The organism is Streptomyces sp. 13-12-16, assembly GCF_002114215.1.
In the GTDB taxonomy this organism is placed as follows: Bacteria; Actinomycetota; Actinomycetes; order Streptomycetales; family Streptomycetaceae; genus Streptomyces.
On sequence record NZ_NCTE01000019.1, the window covers coordinates 1 to 7,983 of the forward strand.

Below are 7,983 nucleotides of genomic sequence, written 5' to 3' on the forward strand. Positions count from 1 at the left end.
AGGCCGCCCCGGCACCCGGCGGAGTGCCGGGCCCGCGCACGTAGGCTGCACGCCATGACCGACCCCGCTCCCGAGCCCCCGGCCGACCCCGTCTCCACCTGGCACCGGCTGGCCGGCGCCGCCGTGCTGCTCGACGGCTTCCACGCCCTCAAGCACGCCGTGCGCTTCGGGGCCGAGGTCCCGGTGGCGCTCACCGCGGACCGGGCCGGCGCGCTCGCCCTCGCCGATGAGCTGGCCGGGGACGTGCGGGAGGCGCTGGCGGAGCTGCTGACCGAGGTGCCCCACGGGACGTACGCCGCTCTCGTGCCGCGCCCGCATCCCACCGCCGTGGCCGCCCTGGCCGTACGCCCCTCCCGCGCGGGCAACCTGGAGAAGCTGGCGCACACCCCGCGCACCACCCCCGTGGTGGTCCTGGACAACCCGCGCAACCTCGGCAACGCGGGCGCGGTGATCCGGCTGGCCGCCGGTTTCGGGGCGACCGGGGTCGTCACCACCGGCACGCTCGACCCCTGGCACCCCACCGTCGTGCGCGGCGGGGCGGGGCTGCACTTCGCCACCGCCGTGGAACGGCTGCCCGTGGCGGAGCTGCCGTCCGGGCCGGTCTTCGCGCTCGACCCGGAGGGCGAGGACATCCGCTCGCTGAAGCTCCCGGACGACGCGCTGCTCGCCTTCGGCTCCGAGCGCAGCGGACTGTCGGCGGAGCTCCGCGCGCGGGCCGACCACCTGGTGGCGCTGCCGATGCGCCCCCAGGTCTCCAGCTACAACCTCGCGACCAGTGTGGCCATGACGCTGTACCACTGGAGCGCCACCGGGGGCGCACCCTCCTGAAACGGCGTCCTACGCCTCCCGGCGCACCTCGACCACCCGGAACCGGTTGGCCACGAACGCGCCGTCGCACAGGGCCGCGTTGGCCGCCGGGTTGCCGCCGGAGCCGTGGAAGTCGGAGAAGGCGGCCGTCTGGTTGACGTACACCCCGCCGGTGAGGTTCAGGGAGAGCTGGGCGGCCTCCTCCAGGCAGACCTCCCGCACCGTCTCCTCGACCTCCGGGGAGGTCGTGTACGCGCCGACCGTCATCGCGCCCTTCTCTCGGACCGTGCGCCGCAGCAGCTCCGCCGCCTCGTCGGCCGAGTCGACGGCGACGGCGAAGGAGACCGGGCCGAAGCACTCGCTCATGTAGGCGGCCTCGGCGTCCGGCTTGGCGCCGTCGAGCTTCACGATCACCGGCGTGCGCACCACCGCGTCCGGGAACTCCGGGTTGGTGATCTCACGGGAGGCGAGGGCGACCTCGCCGAGCCCGGCGGCGGCCTCCAGACGGGCCTTGACGTCCGGGTTGACGATCGCGCCCAGCAGCGCGTTCGCGCGGGCGTCGTCGCCGAGCAGGCCGTCGACCGCCTTCGCCAGGTCGGCGGCGACCTCGTCGAAGGACTTGGGGCCCTGGTCGGTGGTGATGCCGTCGCGCGGGATCAGCAGGTTCTGCGGGGTGGTGCACATCTGGCCGCTGTACAGCGACAGGGAGAACGCCAGGTTGGCCAGCATCCCCTTGTAGTCGCCGGTCGACTCCACGATCACCGTGTTGACGCCGGCCTTCTCGGTGTACACCTGCGCCTGGCGCGCGTTGCCCTCCAGCCAGTCGCCGAACTCGGTGGAGCCGGTGTAGTCGATGATCCGGATCTCCGGGCGGGTGGCCAGCGCCTTGGCGATGCCCTCGCCGGGCCGCTCGGCGGCCAGCGCCACCAGGTTCGGGTCGAAGCCGGCCTCGGTGAGCACCTGGCGGGCGACCTGGACGGTGAGCGCGAGCGGCAGCACCGCGCGGGGGTGCGGCTTGACCAGGACCGCGTTGCCGGTGGCGAGCGAGGCGAACAGGCCCGGGTAGCCGTTCCACGTGGGGAAGGTGTTGCAGCCGATGACCAGGCCGATGCCCCTGGGGACCGGGACGAACTGCTTGGTGAGCGCGAGCGGGTCGCGCTTGCCCTGCGGCTTGGTCCACTCCGCGGTGCCGGGCGTGCGGACCTGCTCCGCGTACGCGTAGGCCACCGCCTCCATGCCGCGGTCCTGCGCGTGGGGGCCGCCCGCCTGGAACGCCATCATGAACGCCTGGCCGGAGGTGTGCATGACCGCCTGGGCGAACTCCATCGTCCGGTCGCTGATCCGCTTGAGGATCTCCAGGCAGACCACCGCGCGGGTCTCCGCGCCCGCGTCCCGCCAGGCCCGCATCCCCGCCTTCATGGCGGGCAGCAGCTCGTCGAGGTCCGCGTGCGGGTAGCTCACGCCCAGCTCGATGCCGTACGGGGAGGTCTCGCCGTCCACCCAGCCGTCCGTGCCGGGCTGGCCGAGGTCGAGGCGGGTGCCGAGCAGGGCGTCGAAGGCGGCCTTGCCCGCCGCCATGTCCAGGCTGCCGTTCTCCCCGTACGCCTTGGGGTGCTCGGGGTGCGGGGACCAGTACGCGCGCGTGCGGATCGCTTCCAGTGCCTGGTCCAGGGTGGGACGGTGCCGGGCGATCAGCTCGTGCGCCGTGGGTTCGGCGGCCATGCGGGACCAACTCCTCGTCTCAGGAACTCTTCGTCGAGCTCATGGACCTGTGCGGAAACGTAGTCAGAACGGGCGGTCAGAGTTAGAGTAACCGAACGATCGGTCGGGACAAGGGGGTCCGCCGCATCTGTGGAAAACCCCGTGCGGGAGGATCGCGCACATGACAGCACTCGACCTCAGCAGTCCCGTGGCCGTGGTCGGCACGGGCACCATGGGCCAGGGAATCGCCCAGGTCGCGCTGGTCGCGGGCCACCCCGTGCGGCTGTACGACGCCGCTGACGGCCGGGCCCGTCAGGCGGCCGACGCGATCGGCGCCCGGCTCGACCGGCTGGTGGAGAAGGAGCGCCTCACCGCCGCCGAACGGGACGCGGCCCGCGCCCGTCTGCGGCCCGCCGGCGAGCTGGCCGAGCTCGCCGACTGCGCCCTGGTCGTCGAGGCCGTCCTGGAGCGCCTGGACGTCAAGCAGGAGCTGTTCCGCGCGCTGGAGGACGTCGTCTCCGACGACTGCCTGCTCGCCACCAACACCTCCTCCCTCTCCGTCACCGCGATCGGCGGCGCCCTGCGCGCGCCCGGCCGCTTCGTGGGCCTGCACTTCTTCAACCCCGCGCCGCTGCTGCCGCTCGTCGAGGTCGTCTCCGGCTTCGCCACCGACGTCGCGTACGCCACGCGCGCGTACGAGACGGCCCGCGCCTGGGGCAAGACGCCCGTCGCCTGCGCCGACACCCCCGGCTTCATCGTCAACCGCGTCGCCCGGCCCTTCTACGCCGAGGCCTTCGCGGTGTACGAGTCCCAGGGCGCCGACCCGGCCACCATCGACGCGGTCCTGCGCGAGTCCGGCGGTTTCCGCATGGGCGCCTTCGAGCTGACCGACCTCATCGGGCAGGACGTCAACGAGTCCGTCACCCACTCGGTGTGGCGGTCCTTCTTCCAGGACGTCCGCTTCACCCCCTCGCTCGCCCAGCGCCGCCTGGTCGAGTCCGGCCGCCTCGGCCGCAAGACCGGGCACGGCTGGTACGACCACGGTCCCGGCGCCGAGCGCCCCGAACCGCACACCGCCGAGCCCGCCGAACCGCCCGCGTACGTCGTCGCCGAGGGCGACCTGGGACCCGCCTCCGAGCTGCTCGCCCTGATCCGCGAGGCCGGCATCCAGGTGCGCGAGGAGGCCGAGGACGAGGGCACCCGCCTGGTGCTGCCCGGCGGCGGACAGCTGGTGCTCGCCGACGGCCAGGCCTCCGTGGAGTTCAGCGACGTCGTCTACTTCGACCTCGCCCTCGACTACCGCGCGGCCACCCGCATCGCCCTGTCCCACTGCCAGGACACTTCCGCGCGGACCGTCGCCGAGGCCACCGGGTTGTTCCAGGCGCTCGGCAAGAAGGTCAGCGTCATCGGGGACGTCCCCGGAATGATCGTCGCGCGGACGGTGGCCCGGATCATCGACCTCGCGGTCGAGGCCGTCGCCAAGGGCGTCGCCACCGAGGAGGACGTCGACACCGCGATGCGGCTGGGTGTGAACTACCCCCTGGGGCCCTTCGAGTGGAGCCGCCGCCTCGGCCGCGGCTGGGCCGGCGCCCTGCTGGACGAGATGCACGAGATCGACCCGTCCGGCCGCTACGCGCCCTCCCTCGCGCTCTACCAGTACGCGTGCGCCACCCGCGAGAGGGAGGACACCCCGTGACCACCGCCAGGCGCGACACGTACACCCCGGAGACGCTGCTGTCCGTCGCCGTCCAGGTGTTCAACGAACGCGGCTACGACGGCACTTCCATGGAGCACCTCTCCAAGGCCGCCGGCATCTCCAAGTCGTCGATCTACCACCACGTGGCCGGCAAGGAGGAACTGCTGCGCCGTGCGGTGAGCCGGGCCCTGGACGGGCTGTTCGGCATCCTCGACGAGGAGCACGCGCGCGTGGGGCGCGCCGCCGGGCGGCTGGAGTACGTCGTACGGCGCATGGTCGAGGTGCTGATCGCCGAACTGCCGTACGTGACGCTGCTGCTGCGGGTGCGCGGCAACACGGGCACCGAGCGGTGGGCGCTGGAGCGGCGGCGCGAGTTCGACCACCGGGTGGCGGCGCTGCTGAAGGCCGCGGCGGCCGACGGGGACGTGCGCGAGGACATAGAGGTGCGCCTGGTGACCCGGCTGGTCTTCGGCATGATCAACTCGATCGTGGAGTGGTACCGGCCGGACGGGCGCGGCATGAACGAGCTCGAGGTGGCCGACGCGGTGGTGCAGCTCGCCTTCGGAGGGCTGCGCAAGACGCCCTGAGGACCCTCACCCCTGCGGCTCCAGGTCCTCCTCCTCGAACACCAGCAGGGTGCGCGTGCTCAGCACCTCGGGGATCGCCTGGAGCCGGGTGAGCACCAGCTCGCGCAGCGCCCGGTTGTCGGGCGTGTGCACCAGCAGCAGTACGTCGAAGTCCCCTCCCACCAGCGCGATGTGCGAGGCGCCCGGGAGCTGCCGGAGCTGCTCGCGGACCGTGCGCCAGGTGTTCTGGACGATCTTCAGGGTGATGTACGCGGACGTCCCGTGACCGGCCCGCTCATGGTTGACGCGGGCCCCGAAGCCGCGGATGACACCGTCCTCGACCAGCCGGTTGATGCGCGCGTACGCGTTCGCGCGGGAGACGTGCACCCGCTCGGCGACCGACCGTATCGACGCGCGGCCGTCCGCCTGGAGCATCCGCAGGATGTCCTGGTCGATGGCGTCCAGGGGCCGCGCGGGAGCGAGCGGCCCGGTCCCCTCCTGGCCCTCGGCCATTTGTTCAGATGCCACCCGCCCCCACCTCTCCGCCGTGGACGTCCTGCATCCATCTCAGGTTGTGGAGAACCGTTTGTCCACAGCCTGGTGCCACCCGTAGCCAAAATGTGCCGGCGACCGAACAATCGGTTGGTGAGGCGCGTCACAGACGCCGCGCCTCCGACGTCCCACGAGGAGGTGCCGTCATGACGGTCATGGAGCAGCGGGGGGCCTACCGGCCGACCCCGCCGCCCGCCTGGCAGCCCCGTACCGACCCCACGCCGCTGCTGCCCGACGCGGAGCCGTACCGCGTGCTCGGCACCGAGGCGGCCGCGAAGGCCGACCCGGAGCTGCTGCGCCGGCTGTACGCGGAGCTGGTGAAGGGTCGCCGCTACAACATGCAGGCCACCGCCCTCACCAAGCAGGGCCGTCTCGCGGTCTACCCCTCCAGCACCGGTCAGGAGGCCTGTGAGGTCGCCGCCGCGCTCGTCCTGGCGGAGCGGGACTGGCTCTTCCCGAGCTACCGCGACACCCTCGCGGTCGTCGCGCGCGGGGTGGACCCCGTCGAGGCCCTCACCCTGCTGCGCGGCGACTGGCACACCGGCTACGACCCCCACGAGCACCGTGTGGCCCCGCTGAGCACCCCGCTCGCCACCCAGCTGCCGCACGCCGTCGGTCTCGCGCACGCCGCCCGCCTCAAGGGCGACGACGTGGTCGCGCTCGCCATGGTCGGCGACGGCGGCACCAGCGAGGGCGACTTCCACGAGGCGCTGAACTTCGCCGCCGTCTGGCAGGCCCCGGTGGTCTTCCTCGTCCAGAACAACGGCTTCGCGATCTCCGTACCGCTCGCCAAGCAGACCGCGGCCCCGTCGCTGGCCCACAAGGCCGTCGGCTACGGCATGCCCGGCCGCCTGGTGGACGGCAACGACGCCGCCGCCGTGCACGAGGTCCTGGCCGACGCCGTGCGCCGCGCCCGCGCGGGCGGCGGTCCGACCCTGGTCGAGGCGATCACGTACCGCGTGGAGGCCCACACCAACGCCGACGACGCCACCCGCTACCGCGGCGACGCCGAGGTCGAGACCTGGAAGCGGCACGACCCGATCGCCCTGCTGGAGCACGAGCTGACCGGGCGCGGACTGCTCGACGAGACCGGTGTCGAGACCGCCCGCCAGGACGCCGAGGCCATGGCCGCCTCCCTGCGCGCCCGCATGAACCAGGACCCGGTGCTCGACCCCATGGACCTCTTCGCCCACGTCTACGCCGAGCCCACCCCGCAGCTCCTCGAGCAGCGCGAGCAGCTGCGGGCCGAGCTGGCGGCCGGGACCGAGCCGGAAGGGGCACAGCGATGACCACCGTCGCCGTCAAGCCGGCCACCATGGCGCAGGCCCTCACGCGCGCGATGCGCGACGCCATGGCCGCCGACCCGTCCGTGCACGTCATGGGCGAGGACGTCGGCACCCTCGGCGGTGTCTTCCGCGTCACCGACGGACTCGCCGAGGAGTTCGGCGAGGACCGCTGCACGGACACCCCGCTGGCCGAGGCGGGCATCCTCGGCACGGCCGTCGGCATGGCCATGTACGGACTGCGCCCGGTCGTGGAGATGCAGTTCGACGCGTTCGCCTACCCGGCCTTCGAGCAGCTGATCTCGCACGTCGCGAAGACGCGCAACCGCACGCGCGGGAAGATGCCGCTGCCGCTCACCATCCGCGTCCCCTACGGCGGCGGCATCGGCGGCGTCGAGCACCACAGCGACTCCTCCGAGGCGTACTACATGGCGACCCCGGGGCTCCACGTCGTCACGCCCGCCACCGTCGCCGACGCCTACGGGCTGCTGCGCGCCGCCATCGCCTCCGACGACCCGGTCGTCTTCCTGGAGCCCAAGCGGCTGTACTGGTCGAAGGACTCCTGGAACCCGGAGGAGCCGACGGCCGTTGAACCGATAGGCCGTGCGGTGGTGCGGCGCTCAGGGCGGAGCGCCACGCTCATCACGTACGGGCCGTCCGTACCCGCCTGCATGGAGGCGGCCGAGGCGGCCCGGGCCGAGGGCTGGGACCTCGAAGTCGTCGATCTGCGCTCCCTGGTGCCGTTCGACGACGAGACGGTGTGCGCCTCGGTACGGCGGACGGGGCGCGCGGTCGTCGTCCACGAGTCGGGTGGCTTCGGCGGCCCGGGCGGGGAGATCGCGGCCCGGGTCACGGAGCGCTGCTTCCACCACCTGGAGGCGCCGGTGCTGCGTGTGGCCGGGTTCGACCTGCCGTACCCGCCGCCGATGCTGGAGCGCCACCACCTGCCCGGAGTGGACCGGATCCTGGACGCCGTGGGGCGTCTGCAATGGGAGGCCGAGAGCTGATGGCACAGGTGCTGGAGTTCAAGCTGCCCGACCTCGGTGAGGGGCTCACCGAGGCGGAGATCGTGCGCTGGCTGGTCGAGGTCGGTGACGTCGTCGCCGTGGACCAGCCGGTCGTCGAGGTCGAGACGGCCAAGGCGATGGTGGACGTGCCCTGCCCCTACGGCGGTGTCGTCACGGCCCGCTTCGGCGCGGAGGGCACGGAGCTGCCCGTCGGCGCTCCGCTGCTGACGGTGGCGGTGGGCGAGCCGGCCGACGGCCGCCCGGCCGGGGACCCGAGCCCCGCGGAACCCGCGGAATCCGAGGACGCGCGCGGCGGGACCCCCGCCACCGAGGGCTCCGGCAACGTCCTGGTCGGCTACGGCACCGCGGCG

General features: G+C 73.1%; 8 protein-coding genes. 6 read left to right on the forward strand and 2 right to left on the reverse strand.

Annotated elements, in window-relative coordinates:
* The first annotated feature begins 54 nt into the window (after positions 1 to 54).
* A complete protein-coding gene (locus B7767_RS01080; RefSeq protein WP_085570421.1) occupies positions 55 to 828 on the forward strand; it encodes an RNA methyltransferase in 774 nt (257 codons plus the stop codon).
* Positions 829 to 837: 9 nt separating this feature from the next.
* Here the strand turns inward: B7767_RS01080 and paaN are convergent, their stop codons facing one another.
* Positions 838 to 2,529 carry a phenylacetic acid degradation protein PaaN gene (gene paaN / locus B7767_RS01085; RefSeq protein ID WP_085570422.1) on the reverse strand — a complete coding sequence of 564 codons (1,692 nt, stop codon included), beginning with the start codon at positions 2,527 to 2,529 and terminating at the stop codon, positions 838 to 840.
* A 160-nt stretch (positions 2,530 to 2,689) separates the two neighbouring features.
* Between paaN and B7767_RS01090 the strand changes: the two genes are divergently transcribed.
* The gene (locus B7767_RS01090) at positions 2,690 to 4,204 is read left to right on the forward strand and encodes a 3-hydroxyacyl-CoA dehydrogenase (protein ID WP_085570423.1); all 1,515 of its coding nucleotides are present in this window, start codon (positions 2,690 to 2,692) and stop codon (positions 4,202 to 4,204) included.
* Positions 4,201 to 4,791: a TetR/AcrR family transcriptional regulator gene (locus B7767_RS01095; protein WP_085570424.1), complete on the forward strand. Its 591-nt coding sequence runs from the start codon at positions 4,201 to 4,203 to the stop codon at positions 4,789 to 4,791. Before B7767_RS01090 ends, B7767_RS01095 begins: the two co-directional genes overlap by 4 nt.
* 6 nt (positions 4,792 to 4,797) lie before the next feature.
* Here the strand turns inward: B7767_RS01095 and B7767_RS01100 are convergent, their stop codons facing one another.
* Positions 4,798 to 5,283, reverse strand: a complete 486-nt coding sequence (locus B7767_RS01100) for an Lrp/AsnC family transcriptional regulator (RefSeq protein WP_030856947.1) — start codon at positions 5,281 to 5,283, stop codon at positions 4,798 to 4,800.
* Positions 5,284 to 5,468: 185 nt separating this feature from the next.
* Between B7767_RS01100 and pdhA the strand changes: the two genes are divergently transcribed.
* The 3 genes from pdhA to B7767_RS01115 form a co-directional block, all read left to right on the forward strand.
* Positions 5,469 to 6,611, forward strand: coding sequence for a pyruvate dehydrogenase (acetyl-transferring) E1 component subunit alpha (gene pdhA / locus B7767_RS01105; RefSeq protein WP_085570425.1), 1,143 nt, complete (start codon positions 5,469 to 5,471; stop codon positions 6,609 to 6,611).
* Entirely contained in the window at positions 6,608 to 7,612 is a 1,005-nt protein-coding gene (locus tag B7767_RS01110; protein WP_085570426.1) for an alpha-ketoacid dehydrogenase subunit beta, read from the forward strand. Before pdhA ends, B7767_RS01110 begins: the two co-directional genes overlap by 4 nt.
* On the forward strand, positions 7,612 to 7,983 hold a 372-nt coding region (locus B7767_RS01115), incomplete at its 3' end, for a biotin/lipoyl-containing protein (RefSeq protein WP_306297928.1). The genes B7767_RS01110 and B7767_RS01115, both read left to right, overlap by 1 nt.

What these genes read in the sequence shown, in the direction of transcription:
- paaN (WP_085570422.1), bottom strand. Translation starts at nt 2,529, where the DNA reads ATGGCCGCCGAACCCACGGCGCACGAGCTGATCGCCCGGCACCGTCCC.
- pdhA (WP_085570425.1), top strand. Translation starts at nt 5,469, where the DNA reads ATGACGGTCATGGAGCAGCGGGGGGCCTACCGGCCGACCCCGCCGCCC.
- B7767_RS01110 (WP_085570426.1), top strand. Translation starts at nt 6,608, where the DNA reads ATGACCACCGTCGCCGTCAAGCCGGCCACCATGGCGCAGGCCCTCACG.
- B7767_RS01080 (WP_085570421.1), top strand. Translation starts at nt 55, where the DNA reads ATGACCGACCCCGCTCCCGAGCCCCCGGCCGACCCCGTCTCCACCTGG.
- B7767_RS01090 (WP_085570423.1), top strand. Translation starts at nt 2,690, where the DNA reads ATGACAGCACTCGACCTCAGCAGTCCCGTGGCCGTGGTCGGCACGGGC.
- B7767_RS01100 (WP_030856947.1), bottom strand. Translation starts at nt 5,283, where the DNA reads ATGGCCGAGGGCCAGGAGGGGACCGGGCCGCTCGCTCCCGCGCGGCCC.